General features: G+C 71.6%; 18 protein-coding genes. 3 read left to right on the plus strand and 15 right to left on the minus strand.

Going from position 1 to position 19,522, the window contains the following annotated elements:
- A complete protein-coding gene (locus HYV14_06355; protein ID MBI2385618.1) occupies window positions 1–894 on the minus strand; it encodes a glycosyltransferase family 2 protein in 894 nt (297 codons plus the stop codon).
- The gene (locus tag HYV14_06360; protein MBI2385619.1) at window positions 894–1,802 is read right to left on the minus strand and encodes an SDR family oxidoreductase; all 909 of its coding nucleotides are present in this window, start codon (window positions 1,800–1,802) and stop codon (window positions 894–896) included. Before HYV14_06360 ends, HYV14_06355 begins: the two co-directional genes overlap by 1 nt.
- 304 nt (window positions 1,803–2,106) lie before the next feature.
- Here HYV14_06360 and HYV14_06365 point away from each other — a divergent pair, with 304 nt between their 5' ends.
- Both HYV14_06365 and HYV14_06370 read left to right on the plus strand, forming a co-directional pair.
- Window positions 2,107–2,454: an acyltransferase gene (locus HYV14_06365; protein MBI2385620.1), complete on the plus strand. Its 348-nt coding sequence runs from the start codon at window positions 2,107–2,109 to the stop codon at window positions 2,452–2,454.
- A complete protein-coding gene (locus HYV14_06370) occupies window positions 2,444–3,280 on the plus strand; it encodes an FkbM family methyltransferase (GenBank protein ID MBI2385621.1) in 837 nt (278 codons plus the stop codon). The genes HYV14_06365 and HYV14_06370 overlap by 11 nt, the downstream gene beginning before the upstream one ends.
- Here the strand turns inward: HYV14_06370 and HYV14_06375 are convergent.
- From HYV14_06375 to neuC, 12 genes are read right to left on the minus strand one after another with little or no spacing between them, the layout of a single operon-like run.
- The gene (locus HYV14_06375) at window positions 3,256–4,926 is read right to left on the minus strand and encodes a hypothetical protein (GenBank protein ID MBI2385622.1); all 1,671 of its coding nucleotides are present in this window, start codon (window positions 4,924–4,926) and stop codon (window positions 3,256–3,258) included. The two genes, HYV14_06370 and HYV14_06375, sit on opposite strands and share 25 nt — an antisense overlap.
- The gene (locus HYV14_06380; protein ID MBI2385623.1) at window positions 4,913–5,842 is read right to left on the minus strand and encodes an NAD-dependent epimerase/dehydratase family protein; all 930 of its coding nucleotides are present in this window, start codon (window positions 5,840–5,842) and stop codon (window positions 4,913–4,915) included. Before HYV14_06380 ends, HYV14_06375 begins: the two co-directional genes overlap by 14 nt.
- A complete protein-coding gene (locus HYV14_06385) occupies window positions 5,839–6,867 on the minus strand; it encodes an alcohol dehydrogenase catalytic domain-containing protein (protein ID MBI2385624.1) in 1,029 nt (342 codons plus the stop codon). The genes HYV14_06380 and HYV14_06385 overlap by 4 nt, the downstream gene beginning before the upstream one ends.
- Window positions 6,864–7,718: a glycosyltransferase family 2 protein gene (locus tag HYV14_06390; GenBank protein MBI2385625.1), complete on the minus strand. Its 855-nt coding sequence runs from the start codon at window positions 7,716–7,718 to the stop codon at window positions 6,864–6,866. Before HYV14_06390 ends, HYV14_06385 begins: the two co-directional genes overlap by 4 nt.
- Window positions 7,711–8,655: a phosphoglycerate dehydrogenase gene (locus HYV14_06395; protein ID MBI2385626.1), complete on the minus strand. Its 945-nt coding sequence runs from the start codon at window positions 8,653–8,655 to the stop codon at window positions 7,711–7,713. The genes HYV14_06390 and HYV14_06395 overlap by 8 nt, the downstream gene beginning before the upstream one ends.
- Window positions 8,652–9,383 (minus strand): 3-deoxy-manno-octulosonate cytidylyltransferase, encoded by a 732-nt coding sequence (locus HYV14_06400; GenBank protein MBI2385627.1) that lies wholly within the window; start codon window positions 9,381–9,383, stop codon window positions 8,652–8,654. Before HYV14_06400 ends, HYV14_06395 begins: the two co-directional genes overlap by 4 nt.
- The gene (locus HYV14_06405) at window positions 9,380–10,291 is read right to left on the minus strand and encodes a hypothetical protein (GenBank protein ID MBI2385628.1); all 912 of its coding nucleotides are present in this window, start codon (window positions 10,289–10,291) and stop codon (window positions 9,380–9,382) included. Before HYV14_06405 ends, HYV14_06400 begins: the two co-directional genes overlap by 4 nt.
- Window positions 10,291–11,274, minus strand: coding sequence for a KpsF/GutQ family sugar-phosphate isomerase (locus HYV14_06410; protein MBI2385629.1), 984 nt, complete (start codon window positions 11,272–11,274; stop codon window positions 10,291–10,293). The genes HYV14_06405 and HYV14_06410 overlap by 1 nt, the downstream gene beginning before the upstream one ends.
- A 1-nt stretch (window position 11,275) precedes the next feature.
- Entirely contained in the window at window positions 11,276–12,325 is a 1,050-nt protein-coding gene (locus tag HYV14_06415) for an ATP-grasp domain-containing protein (protein MBI2385630.1), read from the minus strand.
- 6 nt (window positions 12,326–12,331) lie between these two features.
- Entirely contained in the window at window positions 12,332–13,330 is a 999-nt protein-coding gene (locus tag HYV14_06420; protein ID MBI2385631.1) for a hypothetical protein, read from the minus strand.
- The gene (locus HYV14_06425; protein MBI2385632.1) at window positions 13,327–14,499 is read right to left on the minus strand and encodes an aminotransferase class I/II-fold pyridoxal phosphate-dependent enzyme; all 1,173 of its coding nucleotides are present in this window, start codon (window positions 14,497–14,499) and stop codon (window positions 13,327–13,329) included. The genes HYV14_06420 and HYV14_06425 overlap by 4 nt, the downstream gene beginning before the upstream one ends.
- Complete coding sequence (neuC, locus tag HYV14_06430; protein MBI2385633.1) at window positions 14,496–15,662, minus strand: UDP-N-acetylglucosamine 2-epimerase (hydrolyzing); 1,167 nt, start codon at window positions 15,660–15,662, stop codon at window positions 14,496–14,498. Before neuC ends, HYV14_06425 begins: the two co-directional genes overlap by 4 nt.
- A 62-nt stretch (window positions 15,663–15,724) precedes the next feature.
- Between neuC and HYV14_06435 the strand changes: the two genes are divergently transcribed.
- Entirely contained in the window at window positions 15,725–17,671 is a 1,947-nt protein-coding gene (locus HYV14_06435) for a cobalamin B12-binding domain-containing protein (GenBank protein ID MBI2385634.1), read from the plus strand.
- A 116-nt stretch (window positions 17,672–17,787) separates the two neighbouring features.
- On the opposite strand, the gene HYV14_06440 is transcribed toward HYV14_06435, so the two are convergent.
- The gene (locus HYV14_06440) at window positions 17,788–19,320 is read right to left on the minus strand and encodes an IS1182 family transposase (GenBank protein ID MBI2385635.1); all 1,533 of its coding nucleotides are present in this window, start codon (window positions 19,318–19,320) and stop codon (window positions 17,788–17,790) included.
- Between the last annotated feature and the right edge of the window lie 202 nt (window positions 19,321–19,522).

Consider the following 19,522-nt stretch of genomic DNA (forward strand, 5'->3'; position numbering starts at 1 on the left):
TCAGGCCCTCAGGCGCTTGAGCGCCCACAGCGCCAAGGTGGCGGGGTTCTTCCAGTCCCAGGGCGATTCGGCGACGGCGCGGCGCGCGTAGCCGCCCGCCGTCGCGAGGTCTCCCTGGGCCATCAGCAGGCGCGCGGCCGAGCGGCACATGACGCCGAGGCGCCGGCGCTTGCGGCCCTCGGCGTCCGGGACGCCCTTGAAGTGGTCGCGCAGGAGGTGCTCGAGGTTCGTGTTGTGATAGACGATCTTGTTGGATGCGCCGCGCTCGACGAGCTGGTACTCGCCCAGGACCTCGTCGAGGAAGCGCATGCGGCAGACCTTGGCCAGGCGCATCCACAGGTCGTAGTCCTCGACGGTGTTGAACTCGGGGTCCTCGCGGAAAAGCCCGGCCTCGAACAGCTTCGCCTTCCTGACCGTGACGGCCGACGGCGACAGCGCGTTCCCGTCGAACAGGAGGCTCTCGTACATGTCCTCGACCCACGGGCCGTTGCGCGTGACATGCAGGAACTTCCCGTCCTTGACCACGTTCTCCTGATGGCAGACGAGGTCCGTCTCCGGATGGAGCTCGAACTGCGCGACGCACCTCGACAGCTTCTCCGGGAACCACAGGTCGTCGTGGTCGAGGAAGGAGATGAGGTCGGCCTCGGCGGCGCGGATCCCCGTGTTGCGCGCGCCCGCGATCTTCTTGTTCTCCTGCCGGATGCAGCGTCCCCGCAGCTTGAGCTTCTCGAGGCAGCGCTCGACGGTCTCCTGGGTCGCGTCGGTCGAGCCGTCGTCGACGACGATGACCTCGGCGTCGGGGAACGTCTGGGCCGCGACGGTGGAGAGCGTCTTCTCGATGAAGGAAGCGGCGTTCCAGGCCGGGATGACGACGCTGACCCTCGGCGCGGCCATTAAGGCCTCGCGGCCATCGCGGCGAGGCCTTCGCGCAAGGTCATCGGGGCCACGCCGAGCTCGCGCGCCATGCGCTCGACGACGAAGGTCGTGTCGGGCGGGCGGCGGGCGATGCCCGGGAAGGCGCCGCTGGTCACCGGCTCGAGCAAGGAGGCGTCGAGGCCGAAGGCCTCGGCGACCGCGACGCCGAACTGGAAGCGGTCGACGCGGTCGGCGCCGGCGAGGTGGAAGATGCCCTCGGGGCGCTTCTCGAGCACGGCCCACAGCGCGCGCCCGCACTGGATGTTGAAGAGCGGGTTCTCGTGCACGTCGGTCACGAGGGACACCGGCTCCTTCTTCGCGAGCTTCTCCCGGATCCAGGTCGCGGGATTGGCGCGCGTCTCGGCGTGGTTCCAGCCGTACATCAATATGGGCCGCACGATGGTCCAGTGCTTCAGCGTCTCCTGGACGAGGCGCTCGCACTCGACCTTCAGGCGCCCGTACTTGTTGACCGGGTTCACCGGGTCGGTCTCGCGGTAGGGGGCCTTCGTGCCGTCGAAGACGGCGTTCGTCGAGACGTAGACGAGGTGGATGTCGGCGCGGCGGCAGGCGGCGGTGACGTTCAGGGTCGAGACGATGTTGGACTCGAGGCTCTCGGCGTAGTTCTTCTCGACGAAATCGACGCTGGCGATGCCGGCCGCGTGGACGACCGCGTCGAAGCGGCGCTCGGCGAACAGGGCGTCCACCGCGCGCTTGTCGCGCAGGTCGAGGACGAGCTGCTCCGCCCGGGAGCCCGCGATGCGGTAGTCGCGCTGGTGGACGCTGACCAGCCGCACGGAGCCGGGGGCGGTCTCCTCCATGCCCTTGCCGAGGAGGCCGGTGCCGCCGGTGACGAGGATGGTGCGCTGCGCGCTGTCTTGTGCGGGCATTTTCCGCTGGAATTATACGATTTTTCCGTCCGCGCCCGGGACGCCCGGCGTTGTCGCGGGCCCCCGGAAGCGGTAAGATACGGCCATGTTGGAGCGGATCCTCGGCAAGCTCTCGGCCGCGCGCCTCAAGGCCCACACGGCCTTCGTGCGCGCGCGCGTCGCGTCGCTGGGCAAGGGCAGCGTCGTCCACGCGCCGGCGACGCTCTACAACCCGAAGGTCATCCGCATCGGCGCCGGCACGGTCGTGCGCGAGCACGCCTGGCTCAACGGCGGCCGGGCGGAAGGCGGCGCGCCGGTCCTGGCCATCGGGGACGGCTGCTACATCGGGCGCTTCGCCCACATCAACGCGGCGCACGGCGTGACGATCGAGGACCGCGTGCTCATCGCCGACCGCGTCTACATCAGCGACATCGACCACGAGTACCGCCGGGCGCCGCTCCCGGTCATCGACCAGGGCGTCGTCTCCAAGGGCCCGGTCCGGCTCAAGACGGGCTGCTGGATCGGGGCGGGCGCGGTGATCCTGCCGGGCGTGACGGTCGGCCGCGGCGCGGTCGTCGCCGCCAACGCCGTCGTCACCAAGGACGTCCCCGACTTCGTCGTCGCCGGAGGCGTGCCCGCCCGCGTCCTCAAGGAGATCCCTCATGGGGCTTAAGCGCGCGCTGTTCGACGCGGCCGCCGGGGCGGCGTCGTCCCTTCTCGGTCTCAAGCGCGCCCATCGCCTGTCCTGCGCGCTGGCCGAGCTCGTCGACCCGGTCCACGAGGTCCGCGTCGGCCAGTCCGTGCTCCGCCTGCATTGCCCCAACGAGCTGACCTTGAGCCGCGCGCGCACCTTTTTCGAGAAGGAGCCGGAGACCCTGGAATGGATCGACGGGTTCGCGCCCGGCGAGACCCTCTTCGACGTCGGCGCCAACGTCGGGCTGTACTCCCTCTACGCGGCGGCGCGCGGCGCGCGCGTGTACGCCTTCGAGCCGGAATCCCAGAACTACGCCCTGCTCAACCGGAACGTCTACCTGAGCGGGCAGACCGACCGCGTGACCGCGCTCAACATCGCCCTCTCCGACAGGGACTCCCTCGGGCGCATCAGCCTGCCGCGCTTCATGCCCGGCGCCGCGCTCAACAACTTCGGCGAGAGCCTCGATTGGAAGCGGGAGCGCTACAGCCCCGCCTTCACCCAAGGCGTCGTCGCCTTCTCGCTCGACTCGTTCCTCGCGCGCTTCCCGGAGGCGTTCCCCGCCCACCTCAAGATCGACGTCGACGGCGCCGAGATCAAGATCGTCGAAGGCGCGGAGAAGACCCTGCGCGACCCGCGCCTGAAGACCTTGCTCGTCGAGATCAACGAGGACCTGCCCGAGGACCTCGCCATCGTCGAGCGGGCCCGCGCGGCGGGCTTCAGCGTGCGCCACAAGAAGCACTCCGAGATGATCGCCCGCTCCGAGTTCCGCCGCCTCTACAACTACGTCTTCGAACGCGGCAGCTGAAGCAGGCGCCGCGTGCCTTCCGCGGTGACCGGGGTGAAGCAGCGCTCGCGCAGCTCGCGCCCGTGCTCGAGCAGGACCGCCCGGTCGGCCTTCTTCAGCTCCGCCAGCGCGGACGCGAACTCCGCGGCGCCGTAGGCGAGCCGCCAGGAGCCGGGAGCGGCCAAGGCGGGGACTGGGTTGTCGGTGAAGCCCCGGCCTCCGGCGACGACGACGACGGGCGCGCCGAGCGCGAGCGCCTCGACGAGGGCGCTCGTCGTGTTGCCCGCGACCGCGGGGCGGCCGGCGGCGAGCTCCGCCCAGTCCCCGTCGACGAACGAGAAGCCCTCCGGCCACGGCCCCGTCCAGAGCGCGCGCAGCGCGCCCTCGGGCAAAGCCGGATGGGCCTTGAGGTCGAAGCGCCCGCCCGCGCCCGCGGCCGCCTCGAGCGCGTCGAGCGCGCCGTCGGCGGAGATGGGCAGCGCGAGGAGCACGCGGTCCTTCGGAGCGCTCGCCGCCTCCCCGCGCCGCGCGGCGGGGAAGCGGTAGGCCGGGGCGTCGCCGGTGTCCAGGCCCGGGCAGAACTCGGCGAGGCCCGCGGCGAGGCCGGGTCCGGGCGCGACGAGCCGGTCGGGGACCAGCCCCGCCTCGCGCTCGCGCGCCGTCGGGCGCGCGTAGACGTGGCGGTCGGGGGAGATGATGTAGCCGCAGTAGCCGACCGACGCGGCGCCGGGGTGCGACTCGCGCAGGCCGAGGACGAGGCCGCGGTCGACGAGTTGGTTCTCCGACCAGTCGACGAGCAGGCGCACCTCGACGCCCGCCTCGGCGAGCCGGCGCATGAAGCGGCAGTTGAGCCAGCCGCACAGCGACATCGAGTTCCAGGCGGTCTCCCAGGCGTCGGCGCGGACGAGAGGGGCGGCGTCGAAGCCGCGGAACGGTCTCGGGCCCGGGGGGGCTCCTCGCGCCTTCAGCGGCGAGAGCAGGGCCTCGACGTAGTCGCCCGTGGTCAGGAAGCTCTCCTTGAACAGGAAGCGCTCGCCCGTCGCGGCGGCGGCGCGCAGCAGCGCGGCGGGATCGCAGCCGTCGGGGAACTCAGGCAGGTAGAAGGTCGCCCGGTCCTCCTCGGGGGTCAGCGCGCCGCGCAGGCCGGGGTAGTATCGGTCGTGGAAGCGTCCGTCCCGGATCGAGCCCTCGAGCACGAACAGATCGAGCAAGGTCGCCGGCCCGGCCGCCGCGGGCCGCGGCGCCGTGACGCCCGCCGCGCGGCGCAGGAAGAAGCGCCCGGCGGCCTTGAGCAGGCGGGCGAGAGGACGGAGCGTCCGCTTGAGCGCGGCGGCGGCCGTCTCCTCGTCGACGACCCGCACGGCCGAGCCCTCGCGGCGCAGGCGCTCCGCGACCACGGCGGCCAGCGGCGCGGAGTCCACCGCGATCTCGTCGACGGAGCCTTCCTTCAGCAGCGCGTCGACGTAGGCGAGGCGGCAGCAGTCGAGGAACAGGCGGCTGACGAACGGGCTGCGGCTCAGCGGCCCGGCGAGCAGTCGCGCGGGATCGCGGTCCTCGGGGTACAGGCCCGACACGAGCGCGTTGAACTCCGCGCGCATGGAATGGACCGCGGCGTCGAACGCCTTGCGCCCCTCCGGCGTCAGCCGGGCGAGGTCAACGCGACGCATCGAGCGCCCAGGCCGTCATGCGCTTGAGGCCGTCCTCGAGGGAGGTCCTCGCCTTCCAGCCGCAGGCGGCGGCCAGGCGCGACGGGTCGCCGGTGATGCCGTGCATGTCGCCGGGCGTCGAGCCGTCGAAGCGGACCTCGGTCTTGAACGGAAGCGGCGGGAGCAGCAAGTCGAGCAGCTCGCGCACGGTCGTGCGCCGGCCCGTGCAGACGTTGAAGACGCCGCCGCGGGTCTTCTCCGCGCCCTCGACGGCGCGGAAGGCGGCGACGACGTCGCCGATCTCGACGAAATCGCGGAAGCGGTCGGGGCCGCCCTTGACGAGGACGGAGCGCGACTTCAGGGCTTGGGCGAGGTAGATGCTGACCATGCCCTGGCGCAGGTTCGCCAGGTTCTGGCCCGGGCCGTAGACGTTGAACAGGCGCAGGACGGTCGAGCGCACGCCGTACTGCTCGTGGATGCGCAGATAGTGCTCGCTGGCGAGCTTGCCGACGCCGTAGAACGATTTCGGGACGCACGGCGCGTCCTCGCTCACGGGCGCGTCGGGCTGGTCGCCGTACACCGACATCGTGCCCGCGTACAGAAACCGCCGGCACCCGTTCTTCCGCGCGAACTTCAGGAGCAGCAAGGTCGACTGCGTGTTCGTCTGCAGGTCGTAGACCGGGTCGTCGAAGCTGATCTCGCCCGAGCTCTGGCCCGCGATGTGGTGGATCGCCTCGTAGGGGCCCGCCGGCAGGCGGTCGTAGACCGACGCGTCCTGGCAGGCGCCCTCGAAGAAGACGGCGCCCTTCGGCACGGCCTCGCGGAAGCCCGTCGAGAGGTTGTCGAGCACGACGACCTCGTGGCCGTCGGCGAGCAGGGACGAGGCGACGGCCGCGCCGATGAAGCCCGCGCCGCCGGTGACGAGATAGCGGCTCACGCGGCCTCCGGGCCGACGCGCAGGACGGCCTTGAGGCAGCCTTTGGCTCGCGCCGCGGCCCAGGCCTTCTCGTAGCCCTCGAGCGGGAAGGCCTCGCAGGCCAAGGTCGAGAGGTCGAGGCGGCCGAGGAGCCTCAGCGCCGCCTCGAAATCCTTCGATCCCGAGCCGACCGACCCGACGACGGTCCGGTCGAAGCCGACGAGCGACTCGAAGGCGAACGGGCGCCGGTCGTACGGGAAGCCGAGGAGCAGGAAGGCCGCGCCCGGGCGCGAGCCCTCGAGCGCGGCGTGCAGGGCGTCGGCGTTGCCCGTCGCCTCGACGAAGGCGTCGAACTCGCCGAGGCCCGTGAGCGCGTCGCGCGCCTCGAGGCCGGCCTTGACGAGAAGCGCGCGGCGTCCCGCGTCCCGGTCGAACACCGCGGGCCGGTGCCCGCGGGCCTCGAGCACGAGGGCCGCGAGCGTGCCGATCGCGCCGCCGCCGACGACGGCGACGCGGCGCGGCTCCGGCTCAGGGCCCCACGCGGGCGCCAGCCGCCGCAGGCCCTTGCAGACGACGGCGAGCGGCTCGGCCAGGCTCGCCGCGCGCAGGGACACGCCGGGCGGGACGCGGTGGACGGCGCGCGCCGGCGCGAGCACGAGCTCCGCGTAGCCGCCGTCGAGGTTCATCACGCCCATCTCGCGGCGGGCAGGGCAGGCGATGGCGTCGTCGCGAAGGCACGCCGCGCAGGCGCCGCAGCCTTGGATGCATTCAAGCACGACGCGGTCACCGACGGCGAAGCCGCCGGTGCCGTGTCCCGTCGCCGTTATGGTGCCCGAAAATTCATGGCCGGGTACTATCGGGTACTTCGCCATGCCGTTCTTATAGTATCCGAGCGTCCCTTCGAGGACCTCCAGGTCCGTCGCGCAGATCCCCTGCCATGCCGTTCTGACCAGGACTTCGCCGGTCTTGGGCACGGGGATCGGCCGCTCGACGAGCCTCGCCTTCCCCGGCCCCTCGACGACGACCGCCCGGTAGGTCCCGCTCATCGCCCGCTCCTCGCTCCCTCGGTCATGACGCCCGCGATCGTGCCCGCGACCTTGTTGAGACGGAAGCTCAGGATCTCGCCCAGCTTGGAGGGGAGGATGCCCCGCTTCGCGGCCTCCGCGATGTCGCCGGCGAGCCACTTCATCTCGCCCCAGACCTCGACCGGCAGATCCCGGCGCTTGAGCCAGCCGATCCGGCGCGCGGCGACGCCCTCGCGGTAGTAACGGCGGCGGACCTGCTCCCAGGTCTCGTCGTGGATGTGGTGGATCGCGGCGTCGTGCGCGTAGGCCACGCGCTTTCCCCGCGCGCGCCACCAGCGCGCCCACTCGATGTCCTCGAGGCCGGGCAGGTCCTCGTCGAACGGGTGCAGTCCCCACAGCTCCTTGCGCAGGGCGGAGTTCGCGTTGTTGGCGAAGAAGTGCTCGTCGACCTCGCGCGCCTCGGGCCCGAAGAAGCGGTCGAAGTCGAGGGCTTCGCCGAACTTGGAGCCCTCCCAGCCGATCTGGCGTCCGTAGACCATGGCGACCTCGGGCCGCTCGCGCAGGGGCTTGATCAGGTTCTCGAGCCAGCGCTCGTCGGCCGGACGGGTGTGCGCGGAGGCGACCGCCACGAAAGGGGCGGAGGCCGCCCTCACGCCGATGTTGAGCGAGCGGCCGAAGGTGAACTCCTCGGGAGCGATGGAGACGAGGCGCGCCCCGCGCTCGCGGGCGATGGCGACGGTCGCGTCGGTCGAGCCGGAGTCGACGAGGACGACCTCGACGCCGCGCGCGGTCTGCCGGGAGATCCCGTCGAACAGCGCGGGCAGGTGCGCGGCCTCGTTCTTGGCGCGGACGACGACGGAGACCTCAGCCACGCGGGCCCAGCCCCTCGAGCAGGTTCTTGATCGTGTTCGCGTGCACGCGCTCGTAGGCGCGCGGCGAGCCGTTGGAGTTGTGCGGCGACAGCACCACCTGGGAGAAGCGCCGCAGGGGGCTCGCCTCGGGCAGGGGCTCGTGCTCGAACACGTCGAGGCCGGCGCCGGCCAGTCGTCCTCCCTCGAGCGCGGCGGCGAGGTCCTTCTCGACGACCATCGGGCCGCGGGCCGCGTTGAGCAGGTACGCGCCCGGCTTCATCTTCGCGAAGGCCCCGGCGTTCATCAGGCCTTCGGAGGTCGGGTTCAGGTCGCAGTTCAGCGAGACGAAATCGGAGGAGGCCAGCAGCTCGTCGAGCGAGACGAGCCTGAGCCCGGTCTCCTTCAGGAAGTCCTCGGGAGGGCGGACCGGGTCGCAGCCGAGCAAGGTCGTGCCGAAGGCCTTGGCGCGGCGCGCGACGGCGCGGCCGATGTTGCCGACGCCGACGACGCCGAGGGTCTTCTCGCCCAGCGCGAACAGCGGCGGCTTGACCCAGCGCCCGGCGCGGATGTCCGCGGTCTGCTCGGCGGGCCGGCGCGCGAACCACAGCATCCAGCCGAGCACGGTGTCGGCGACGGGCTCGGTGAAAGCGTTGGGCGTGTTGCGCACCGCGACGCCGCGCGCGGCGCAGGCGGCCCGGTCGATCGAGTCGACGCCGGTGCCCCACTTCGAGATCACCTTGAGCCTCGGCGCGGCGGCGAGGACCTTCGCGGTCACGCGGTCGTCGCCGCAGATCAGGCCGTCGACGTCGCCGATGACGGCGAGCAGGGCATCCTCCTCGAGGCGCTCCTTGACCGTCGCGACGACCACCTCGCAGCCCGCGGCCTCGAGCTCGGCCTTGAAGCGGCCGATCACGGGCATCGCATACGGCGCGGAGACGAGGACCTTGGGCTTGCTCACGCGCCCGCCCTCATCAGCGCCTCGACGCGCGCCAGGTCGGCCGGCGTGTCGACGGCGTGGGACGCGTGCCGGGTCGGGACCATGCGGACCTTCACTCCATGCTCGAGGAACCGCATCATATCCACCGATTCGGCCTTCTCGAGAGGGGTCGGGGCCAGCGCCGCGAACCGCGCGAGCGCGTCGGCGCGGAAGGGGATCACGCAGACCTGCTTCCACGCGGGGAACGAGCCCCACGGGCCGATGCGGCGGGTCGGGATCGGCTCGCGCGAGAAGCACAGCGCGTCGCCGCGGAGGTCCATGACGACCTTGATGCAGTTGCGGTCGTCGAACTCGGCCTCGGTCTCGATGCGCCCCGCGAGGTTGACGCAGGCGACGGACGGGTCGGAGAAAGGCGCCAGCGCCTCGTCGATCATCTCGGGGACGGTCATCGGCTCGTCGCCCTGCACCATGACGTAGACGTCCGCCTTCACGGACTCCGCGGCCTCGGCGATGCGGTCGGAGGCGCGCTCGTGCTTGTCGGAGGTCATGATCGCGCGGGCGCCGAAGGAGCGGCAGACGCCGGCGATCTCGGCGTCGCAGGTCGCGACGAGCACCTCGGCGAGGCCCTTCGCCCTCGCGACGCGCTCGTAGACGTGCTGGATCATCGGCTTGCCCAGCAGACGGGCCAGCGGCTTGCCCGGGAAGCGGGAGGAGCCCATGCGGGCGGGGAGGATGGCGACGGCCTTCATGACAGCGCGGCCTCCACCGCGGTCTCGAACACGCCGCCCGGAGGCAGGACCGCGCAGCGTCCGGCGGCGGCGGCCTCGGCCAGGTCCTTTGGCCAGTTCGTGCACGGCTCGACGACGACGGTGTAGTGGCCGCGCCAGCCGCCGAGGTCCATGAAGAACCAGCAATGCGGGAAGGCCTTCAGGTCGAAGCTCATGCGCAGGGCCGCGCCGTCCGGGCGCCGGATCCCCGCCCAGCCCTCGGGCAGGTCGGCGACATAGACGAACTCCTTGTCCTTGCCGGCGGGCGGCAGGACGAACTCCGCGGGCCAGGGCGCGGGGGAGGCCTTGACGAGGGTGGAGAACGAGGGGTCGACGCGGTGCACCGTCCCGCCGGGGAGCTCCAGCCGGTCGCCGGGGCGCACGGCCGCGGCGAGGTGCTGCTTGAGCATGAAGCGCAGGGGCGTCTTCTCCCGGTTCTCGATCCGGTAGCGCACGCGCAGGCTCCTGGCGCCGGCGTCGAGGCCGACGATCTTCTCGCAGGACGCCTTCGCCGACCTGGTCTCCAGGCGCAGGCGGACCTCGGCGCGGTGCGCGGTGTCCTCGAGGACGTCGGCCGTCCAGGCGCGGCTCCACCACTCGCCGTGGTCGGGCAAGGTCCGGCCGTCGAAATCGCCGGGGGCGTCGTTGGGGAACAGCTCCTCCCAGCCGCCGGCCCAGGAATCGTCGTAGGACGCGCCGGGCGCGGGCACGGCCAGGGCGACCTTCGGGCTCTTCCAGACCCAGTCGACCCCGCGGGCCACGTCGGTCAAGGTCCAGACGCGGCCGCCGAAGCCGGGCAGGATATCGGCGCGCACGAGGCCGTTGTCGAGCCGCCACACCTCGCGGCCCGAGTCGACGGCGCGGCGCAGGAGGCTCGTCGCCGCGCCCACTACAACCCCCGGGCCCGCAGGTCGTGGATCTGGATGAGCCCCACGGAGCGGCCCTTGCGGTCGACGACGGGCAGGACGTTGAAGGGGGTGCGCCGGTCCTCCATGACCTCGACGGCCTCGGCGGCGAGCGCGTCGGGGGCGATCGTCGTCGGCCGGGGGTTCATCACGGAGGCCAGGGGCTTCTTGAAGAAGTCCCCGCCCGCGGCGATGGAGCGGCGGATGTCGAAGTCGGTGACCAGCCCGAGGAAGCGGCCCTTGCCGTCGACGACCGAGGCCGCCCCGGCCTGCAGGCGCGTGATGGTGGAAAGCAGCTCGGCGGGCGTCGTCGTCAGCCGCACGACCGGGTTGTCGGCGCCGGAGCGCATCACGTCGCGCACCCGCAAGGTCAGCCGCTTGCCCAGCCGCCCGGCGGGGTGGTTGGCGGCGAAGCGCTCCGCGGTGAAGCCGCGCCGCTTCATCAGCGCGACGGCGAGCGCGTCGCCCAGCACCAGCGCGACCGTCGTGCTCGTCGTCGGCGCGAGGTCGAGAGGGCAGGCCTCGGCCTCGACCGGAGAATAGAGGATGATGTCCGCGGCGCGGGCCAGGGTCGAGCGCGGGTTGGCGGTCAGGGCGATGAGGGGGATCCTGCGGGCGCGCAGGACGGGCAGCAGGGCGTTGAGCTCGTCGGACTCGCCGGACTTGGCGATGGCGAGCACGAGGTCTCCCTTCTGCGCGACGCCGAGGCCGCCGTGCATGGCCTCGCCCGGGTCGAGGAAGATCGCGGGCGTGCCGGTGGAGGAGAAGGTCGCCGCGACCTTCTGCGCGACGAGCCCCGACTTGCCGACGCCGGTCAGGATCACCTTGCCGCGGCAGGACGCCAGGCGCTCCACGGCCCGGTCCCAGCGCGCGTCGAGCGAGGCCAGCACCTGCGTCAGCGCCTTCGCCTCCAGGGCGACGACGCGGCGGATCTCGGACAGCGACGAGCCTTTTTTTCTCGAACCCATGTCAGCGGATTTTACCATTTGAGGCGGCCTCGGCCGTGACCAGGCGGTCGCACTTGGCGGAGATCGTCCCCGCCCGGGCGGTCAGCCATTCGGGGCGCGCCTCCAGGCCTCGCGCCCAGGCCAGCAGCGCCGCGGGGACGTCGGCGCCCGCCGCGTGGGAGAAGGGGTAGCCGCCGCCGAAGCGCGGGTTGAGCTCGAGGATCACGGGGCCGCTGGGGGTGACGAAGGCGTCGGCGTCCATGAGCCCGCGCGGCCGCAGCGCGCGCGCGACGGTCGCGGCGAGCGCGGAGAGCCCCGCGTGCGGCTCGACGACGGCCCGGTCGGTCTCGCCGGCGCGCATCGACAGCTTGCGCTTGACGATCACGGTGCGGTGCTCGCCGGCGAGGTCGTTGACGATGTCGAGCCCGTACTCCTGGCCTTGGAGCGCCTGCTGGACGACGATCTTCTCGTCGGGGCCCGCGCCGCCGACGCGCCCGACGCCGAGGCTCCCGATCTTGCGCGCCGTCCAGGCGTAGGCCGCCTCGAGGTCCGCCTCGTCGGCGACGAGCTCGACGCCGACGGAGGCGGTGCCCCAGCGCGGCTTGACGACGAGCGGGAAGCGCAGGAGCCCGGCCCGCAGGGCCTCGCGGGCCGCCGCGAGGCCCAGGCGGGTCTCCGGGACGGGCACGCCGAGCGCGCGCAGGCGCTCGAAGGTGCGCCATTTGTCGAAGCAGAGGTCGACGGTCTCCGGGTCGGAGACGACCGGGGTCACGCCCGCGTCGCGGAAACGCGCGGCCTCCCGCGCCAGCCCCGGGAGCTCGAAGTCGTTGAGCGAGACGAGCATGCGCGCGTCCCGCTCGCGGCAGAGCCCGAGCAGGCGGTCGAAGTAGCCGGGCTCCGAGACGGGCGGCAGGAGGGAGCCCTTCCCGCGCGCCTCGATCATCGACGGCGCGTGCTCCGAGGCGTCGGCGACGAGGACCTCGCCCGCGCCGGCGAGCGCGGCCTGGAACCAGTCGACGAGGTAGTTGCGGCGGCCGGCGCAGGTGAGCAGGACGTTGAAGGGGGCGGTCATGGGCTCCTAGTAGCCGGCCTCGGGGTCGACGCGGTTGGCCGGCGGGCACCCCTCGGCGAGGGCGCGGATGTTCGCCACGGCGTCGGCGAGGTGCGGCAGGCGGCCGGCGTCGAAGCCGGCCCGGTGCGGCGAGAGCACGGCGTTCGGCAGCTCGTGGAAGGGGAAGCGCGGCGAAGGGAACGCCTTCGCGCCGGCCTTGGGCTGCTCGCGCCACGGGTCCAGCGCCGCGGCGCCGAGCCGTCCGGACTTCAGAGCCTCGAAGAGCGCTCCCTCCTCGATGATCTCGGCGCGGGCGACGTTGACGAGGACGGCCGCCGGCTTCAGGAGCGCCAGCCGCCGGGCGTCGAGCAGGCCGGCGGTCGCCTTCGTCAGAGGGGCGGCGACGATCAGCGCGTCGCACTCGGCGAGCGCGGCGTCGAGGCCCTCGGGGCCCCGCACCTCGGCCCAGGGCGCGGGCTCGGCGCGGCGGCGCGAGGCGACGGCGACCAGCCGCGCGCCGAAGCCCGACAGCAGGGACGCCGTCGCGCGCGCGATCGCGCCGGCGCCGAGGCAGGCGACGACGCCGCCGGCCAAGGTCCGCGGAGGGCGGAAGTCTCCGCCGGGGCCGGGACGCATCCAGTCGCCCTCGCGCAGGCGGCGGTCGTGCAGCGGGAGGCCCTTCAGCGCGGCGAGCAGCAGGGCGACGGCGAACTCGGCGACGACGGGCGCGGAGCTGTGGGAGTTGCAGACGACGACGCCCCGGCGCGCGAGCAGGGGGAGGTCGAGGCCGTCCACGCCCGTCCACGGGACCTGGAGCAGGCGGAAGCCTTTCGCCGCGTCGAGTATATCCTCGGACACGGCGCCGCCGAGCAGCACGTCGGCGCCGCGCACGGCGCCGCGCAGGGTCGCGGGGTCGAAGGCGGCCGGGACGACGAGCTCGGCGCTCGCGCCGAGGCCCTCGCGCAGGAAGGCGAGGTCGGCGGGGAAGAAGGGCTTGAGCGCGACGACGCGCAGGGGGCGGCTCACGCGGCCGCCTTGCGGGCGACGAACTCCGCGAGCCGGTCGAGGGCCGCCGAGAACGCGTCCTCGGGCACGGCGAGCGACAGGCGGCAGTAGGCGTCGAAGCCCGCGCCGAAGGACAGGCCGGGCAGGACCGCGACGCCGGTCTCCTCGAGCAGGGCCGCCGCGAAGGCGTCGGAGGCCAGCCGCGCGGCGGAGACGTCGACGAAGGCGAAGAAGCCTCCCTCGGGCGAGGAGCCGCGGCAGGCCGGCGTCTCGCGGAGGAAGCGCTCGTAGCGCGCCTTGTTCGTCTTCAGGCGCGAGACGAAGGCGTCGAGATGGTCGTGGGGCCCCTCGAGCGCGGCGACGGCCGCCTTCTGGATGAAGGTCGCGGTGTGCGTGTTGATCTGCTGATGGATCAGGGAGATCTTCTTCGCCAGCGGCGCGGCGGCGTGGGCGTAGCCGATCCGCCAGCCGGTCATCGCGTACGACTTGCTGAAGCCGTTGACGGTGACGACGCGCTCGCGGATGTCCGCGGCGGCGGCGGGGGAGAACGGGGTCCCGCCGCCGAGCGGGAGCCGCTCGTAGATCTCGTCGGAGACGACGATGAGCTTGGGCCGGCGCCGGATGAGCGACAGCAGGCCCGCGGCCTCCGCGGCCGAGGGCCGGCGGCCGGTGGGGTTGTTCGGGTAGTTGAGCAGGAGCAGGCGCGTCTTCTCCCCGACCGCCGCCTCGAGCCGCTCCAGGTCGAGGTCGAAGGCGGGACCGCGCAGGGCGACCTCGACGGCGCGGCAGGACGGCTCGGCGAGCTTGAGGATGGGCAGGTTGCTGACGTAGCCGGGCGTCAGGTGCACGGCCTCGTCGCCGGGCTCGAGCACGGCGGCGGCGGCGAGGAAGAGCGCGTTCTTGGCGCCGGGCACGATGACGACCTCGCCGGCCTCGGCGGCGACGCCGTTGTCGCGGGACAGCTTGCGCGCGACGGCCTCGCGCAGCTCGGGCAGGCCGGCGCCGGCGGAGTAGGTGGTGAAGCCGTCCCGCAGCGCCTTGGCCGCGGCATCGACGACGTGCGGAGGCGTCGGGAAATCGGGCTCGCCGAGGCCGAGCGAGACGATGGGGCGTCCCGCTCGGCGCAGCTCCGCGACCTTCGCGGCCCAGGCCAAGGTCGGCGAGGCGCCGACGGCGGCGTCGATCTTCATCGCGTCCCCCGGGGATCGTAGAAAGGCTTGCGGACGACGCCGGGGCCGAGCGGGAGGGTCGCCAGCGCGCGCGCGATGCGCGGCACGGCGCGCCCGTCTCCGTACGGGTTGCGGGCCTTGCGCGCGCGGGCCCGGAAGGCCGGGGTCAGCGCGCGCGCGACGGCGCGGGCGACGGCGGGAGCCGTGGCCGCGCAGTCGATCACGTTGGCCGCCTTGAGCATGCCGTCCTGGCGCCCGCCCGCGTTGACGGCCGGAAGGCCGAGGGAGGGCGCGTCGGTGATCCCCGCGGAGGAGTTCCCGACGAGGGCCTCCGAATGCCGGAGCAGGTCGAGGAACAGCGCGCGCGGCAGGGAGCGCAGCAGGCGCGCGCCGCGCTTCGCGGCGAAGGACTTGAGCACGGCCGCGATCTCCCCGCTGCCGGCCTCGGCGCCGGGGTAGGTCAGGACGAGGTCGAGGCCGGAGCGCGCGGCGCCGCCCAGGACCTCGGCGGCGGCGCGGCCCGCGGGGACCGCGGACAGCGTCTCCGGGTGCACGGCGACGACGAGGTAGCGGCCGAGCCCCGTCAGGCCGCAGGCGCGCAAGGTCGCCGCCCGGGAGGACGCCTTCGTCGAGACGATCTCGTCGACGAGGGGCGAGCCGTAGGTGAACACGCGCGCCGGGAGCTCGCCCATGCGCAGCAGGCGGCGGCGGAACTCCTCGTTGTGCGTGAAGTGGTAGTGGCTGAGCTTGGTCACCGCGTGGCGGATGGACTCGTCGATGACGCCCACGGTGGTCTTGCCGCCGGAGATGTGGGCCACGGGGACGCGGTGGGCCAGCGCCGCCGTCGCCGCGCCGAGGGTCTCGTAGCGGTCGCCGATGAGCACGAGCAGGTCGGGCGCGGAGCGCGCGAAGACGCGGGAGAAGCCGTCGACGGCCCGTGCCGTGGCGCGGGCCACGGCGCGCGCGTCGAGGCGTCCGCCGTCCAGTATGGGCACGAGCGCCGCCGGGCGGAAGCCGTCGCGCCGGATCTCGCGGACGGTGGAGCCGAACTCGGGGCGCAGGTGGGCGCCGGTGACGAGCAGGCGCAGCTCCACGCGCCGGTCCCTCGCCAGCAGGCGCAGGAGGGGACGCAGGATGCCGTACTCGGCCCGGCTGCCCGTGACGACGGCGATGGCGCGTTTCACGACGGCTGATTATACGTATTTCCCGTCGGGGGAGGGTCCGCCTATTTTGGTATAATGAGACGATGGCCCGCCCCGCCCAGCCCCGCATCGTCTTCTGCACGACGCCCATCCGCCCGGTCCCGACCGACTACCCGCCCGTGGGCAGCCTGTCGGTGATCAGCGCGCTCCAGAGGGCGGGCTTCACGGGCGTCGAGTTCTACAACATCGACCTGACGCGGCCGTCCTTCGACGAGGCCGTCGCGCACATCGTCGAGCGCCGCCCCGACATCCTCGCCGTCAGCGCGGTCGTCTCCACGGCCTACGAGTACACGAAGAAGCTCACCTTGGCCGTCAAGAGCCGCCTGCCGGGCGTCACCATCCTGCTCGGCGGCAACATGGGCACCTCCGCCGAGATCCTCCTCAACCGCACCGGCGTCGACTTCATCTGCACCGGCGAGGGCGAGCGCACGGCCGTCGACTTCGTCCGCGCCTGGGTCCAGGACCCGTCCCGGGACGAGTACGGCTACGTCAAAGGCCTCTCCTACCTCGACTCCAAGGGTGCGATCGTCGTCACGCCCTACGCCGAGGCCCTCAAGGCCGAGGAGCTCTACGAGATCGACTGGACGATCATGGAGAAGCTCGACCAGCTCGACTACTTCATCACGCCCGCCGCGAAGTCCGGCAAGCTCGCCGTCACCGACCGCGAGGACCCGCGCATCATGGAGATCAAGCGCCTGGGCAAGCGCACGGTGATGCTCAACACCTGCAAGGGCTGCGTCGCGCGCTGCACCTTCTGCCACCGCTGGGACAAGGGCATCCGCTACATCCCGGTGCCGGTGCTGATGCAGCGCCTCGACGACCTGATCGCCCGCTACAACGTGGGCTTCGTGCGCATGGGCGACGAGAACTTCGGCACCGACAAGCGCTGGCTCGGGGAGTTCTGCGCCGAGGTCAAGAAGCGCGGGGTCCTGTGGCGCGTCGGCGGCATGCGCGTCAACTGCATCGACCCGGAGTGGATCGACCGCATGAAGGACGCCGGCTGCGTGACGATCTTCTACGGCATGGAGAGCGGCAGCCAGAAGATGCTCGACGTGATGGAGAAGAAGACCACCGCCGAGCAGAACCGCAACGCGATGAAGTGGATGGTCGAGAAGTCCGTCAGCACCACCATCCAGCTCATCGTGGGCATGCCCGGCGAATGCCACGAGACCATCGCCGAGACCGCCGACTTCCTCGCCTACTCCGCGACGCTCTCCCCCGATTGGGACCCGAACAACGTCAGCGTCAACTTCGCGCAGGCGCTGCCGGGCACCCCGCTCTACGAGGCCGGGCGCAGCCGCGGCCTCATCGGCCGCTCGCTCGACGACGAGGAGGCCTACCTGATCAAGATCTCCGATCGCGACGCGCGCGACGGCGAGACGGCGATCAACTTCACCGGCTTCCCGCGCCTGACGCTCGAGCGCTGGCACTACGACCTGCAGAGCGTCGGCCGCTTCGCCTTCATCAAGAAGTTCGGCCCGGACGCCTACCGCCGCATCCTGGCCAAGTCCGCCCTGTTCGAGGAGCCCCGCCAGGACGGCAAGCCCGGCGACTCCGGCTACTTCGCCGCGCCCGCCCGGCTCGTCGAGGGCGGCGGCAAGACCGACAAGGAGGCCGTCCTCGAGAGCAGCGCGACGGCCGACACCTTGCACGCGCACAAGGACCGCGCGCGGTTCCGGCTCGACGACTACCCCTCGATCCTCCGCCTGGTCCGGATGCGGAAGTTCTTCCTGATCCCGATCCTCCATCCGGAGCCGTTCATGCGCCTGCGCGTGCTCAGCACGATGATCGTCTTCCTCAACGCCGTGCGCAAGTACGGCCCCGCGACGGCGCCGTCGCTCATCGTCGAGTACGCGCTCTGGAAGGCGAAGACTTTGCTGGCCGGTCCGACGAAGCCTGCGGCCTTCGATTCGCTGCGCAAGACCGTGGCCGAAGCGGGTCCGCTCCCCGGCGACACGCCGGCGATGGCCGCGCTCCGCGCCGGCCGCTGAGCCTCCCCTAGGAACGTGAGCAAGTAGTCGGATTTAAAGGCTTCAACGGCATTGCCCCCCAACGGAATGGCCGCCCCCGCGGGGGGCGGCCAGGATCGTCGCCTTCGGCGCCGATCTTAAATGTACTGCAGCATCGGCGCATCGTAAAGCGCCGTTCGTCCAATCCAAAGCCGCAATAAATGAACGCAGCGGCCCGCTTGGGCCCAGAAGCGTCCCCAGGGCCCCGCCCTGCGCCTCATCGTCGCCGCTATCTTCTTGACGTTGAAGGCGGCACACACCAAGTTCCATTCGCTTCCGGTGTTCGCATGGCCCCGGTAGAAGAAGCGTCGAAATCCCATCCCGACTTGAATCTGCCCGAACACCGGCTCGACCGTGCATTTGCGCCTACGGTAGACGTCTCGATTGCCCGGCTCCGTCATGATCCGCTGCAACTCGCGCTTAGCGAATTGGCTTGGATAAACTCTTAGGGCCGCCCGGCCGTCCTTGAGCTTTTCATGGCCACAGGCGCAGGTCACCACCGCCTTGCTGTGATAGCTGCGCCGTCCATCCTTGGGATTCTCTTGGCGGAACTCGAAGACCTGACCGTGCGGGCAGGTGAAGCGGTCCTGCTCGCTATCATAAGTCATCGTGTTTATCTTGCTCGCCGATGACTCCTTGCCTTCCCGCCCCGTCGCGCATACGGGCACGACTTCGTGGTCGCGGCAGCTATCAAGCGTGCCCTTGTTGGCGTAGCCCGCGTCGGCGACCAACTTCTCGGGAGCCGCGCCCAAATCCCGCTCCATATTCTCCAGCGCGGGCTTGACCGCGCTCGCGTCCTGCACCGAATCCTCAAGGTGGTTCTCGACGATGATCTGGCTGTCCATGTCGACGGCGGCCTGGGCGTTGTAGATGTAGCGCGCGCCCTCGCCGGGCTTGGCGTGGCAGCGCGCGTCGTGATCCGCGAATGATATCTGCTTCTTCGGGTCGATCTCCTCACCGGGGTGATCGCGGCCTTCGCGCTCCTCAAGCGCCGCTTTCGCCTCTTCGATCCTGGCCAGACGATCCTCCCGCCGCGACAGCTCCTTCGACAGACGGTAACCGTCGTCGTCCGAGCCGTGCGTCTTGTCTTCGCTCGCGTCCGTCGCCTCCGCCCGCTTGATCAGCCCCTCGATCTCGGCCTTGAGCTTGCGTTCCTCCTCGATCATCCGCCCATAACTCATCGCCTTGTGCTTCGAGGTATCCGCGTCGATCTTGCAGCCGTCCAGCGCCACCGCCCCCAAGCGTGCCAGTCCCAGTTCCTTCGCAAGCTTGACTGTCTGTACGAACACGCTCTTCATGTCCGAACGGTGCCGCCGTCGGAACTCGATGAACGTCTTGAACGCGGGCGTCTCCATCCCGGCCAGGAACTTGAACGCCAGGTTCTCCTGGCTGGCGCGCTGCAGTTTTCGAGAACTGAAGACGCCCGCCGTGAATCCATAGAGGATCACCTTCACCATCATCCGCGGGTGGTACGCGGGCTGTCCCAGGTTGCCGTAGCGGTTCTCAAGGCGTGACAAATCCAGCCGATCAACGATGTCGTTGATCACGTGCGCCGGATGATCTTGGTCCAGGAACTCGCTCAACGAAGGCGGCAGCAGGAACGCTTGCTTCTGGTCGTAGGGTCGGAACATGAACAAAGCCTACGGAATTCCTCGTCGACGGACAAACGCGTCCCCGACGGAGAAATGGCGTGCGAACCCAATCGGTGAGCAGCCCTTTCTCAGATCGGCGCCGAAGGCGACGATCCTGGCCGCCCCCCGCGGGGGCGGCCATTCCGTTGGGGGGCAAATGCCGCTGCAGTGTGGCGGCCCGACTAATTGCTCAGGCTCCTAG

The organism is Elusimicrobiota bacterium (genome assembly GCA_016182905.1).
Taxonomy (GTDB): Bacteria; Elusimicrobiota; Elusimicrobia; order UBA1565; family UBA9628; genus GWA2-66-18.

Coding starts and splice junctions, on each gene's coding strand:
- HYV14_06440 (MBI2385635.1), bottom strand. CDS start 19,320: ATGTTCCGACCCTACGACCAGAAGCAAGCGTTCCTGCTGCCGCCTTCG.
- HYV14_06360 (MBI2385619.1), bottom strand. CDS start 1,802: ATGCCCGCACAAGACAGCGCGCAGCGCACCATCCTCGTCACCGGCGGC.
- HYV14_06385 (MBI2385624.1), bottom strand. CDS start 6,867: ATGAGCGGGACCTACCGGGCGGTCGTCGTCGAGGGGCCGGGGAAGGCG.
- HYV14_06425 (MBI2385632.1), bottom strand. CDS start 14,499: ATGAAGATCGACGCCGCCGTCGGCGCCTCGCCGACCTTGGCCTGGGCC.
- HYV14_06375 (MBI2385622.1), bottom strand. CDS start 4,926: ATGCGTCGCGTTGACCTCGCCCGGCTGACGCCGGAGGGGCGCAAGGCG.
- HYV14_06400 (MBI2385627.1), bottom strand. CDS start 9,383: ATGAAGGCCGTCGCCATCCTCCCCGCCCGCATGGGCTCCTCCCGCTTC.
- HYV14_06410 (MBI2385629.1), bottom strand. CDS start 11,274: ATGGGTTCGAGAAAAAAAGGCTCGTCGCTGTCCGAGATCCGCCGCGTC.
- HYV14_06415 (MBI2385630.1), bottom strand. CDS start 12,325: ATGACCGCCCCCTTCAACGTCCTGCTCACCTGCGCCGGCCGCCGCAAC.
- HYV14_06435 (MBI2385634.1), top strand. CDS start 15,725: ATGGCCCGCCCCGCCCAGCCCCGCATCGTCTTCTGCACGACGCCCATC.
- HYV14_06355 (MBI2385618.1), bottom strand. CDS start 894: ATGGCCGCGCCGAGGGTCAGCGTCGTCATCCCGGCCTGGAACGCCGCT.
- HYV14_06370 (MBI2385621.1), top strand. CDS start 2,444: ATGGGGCTTAAGCGCGCGCTGTTCGACGCGGCCGCCGGGGCGGCGTCG.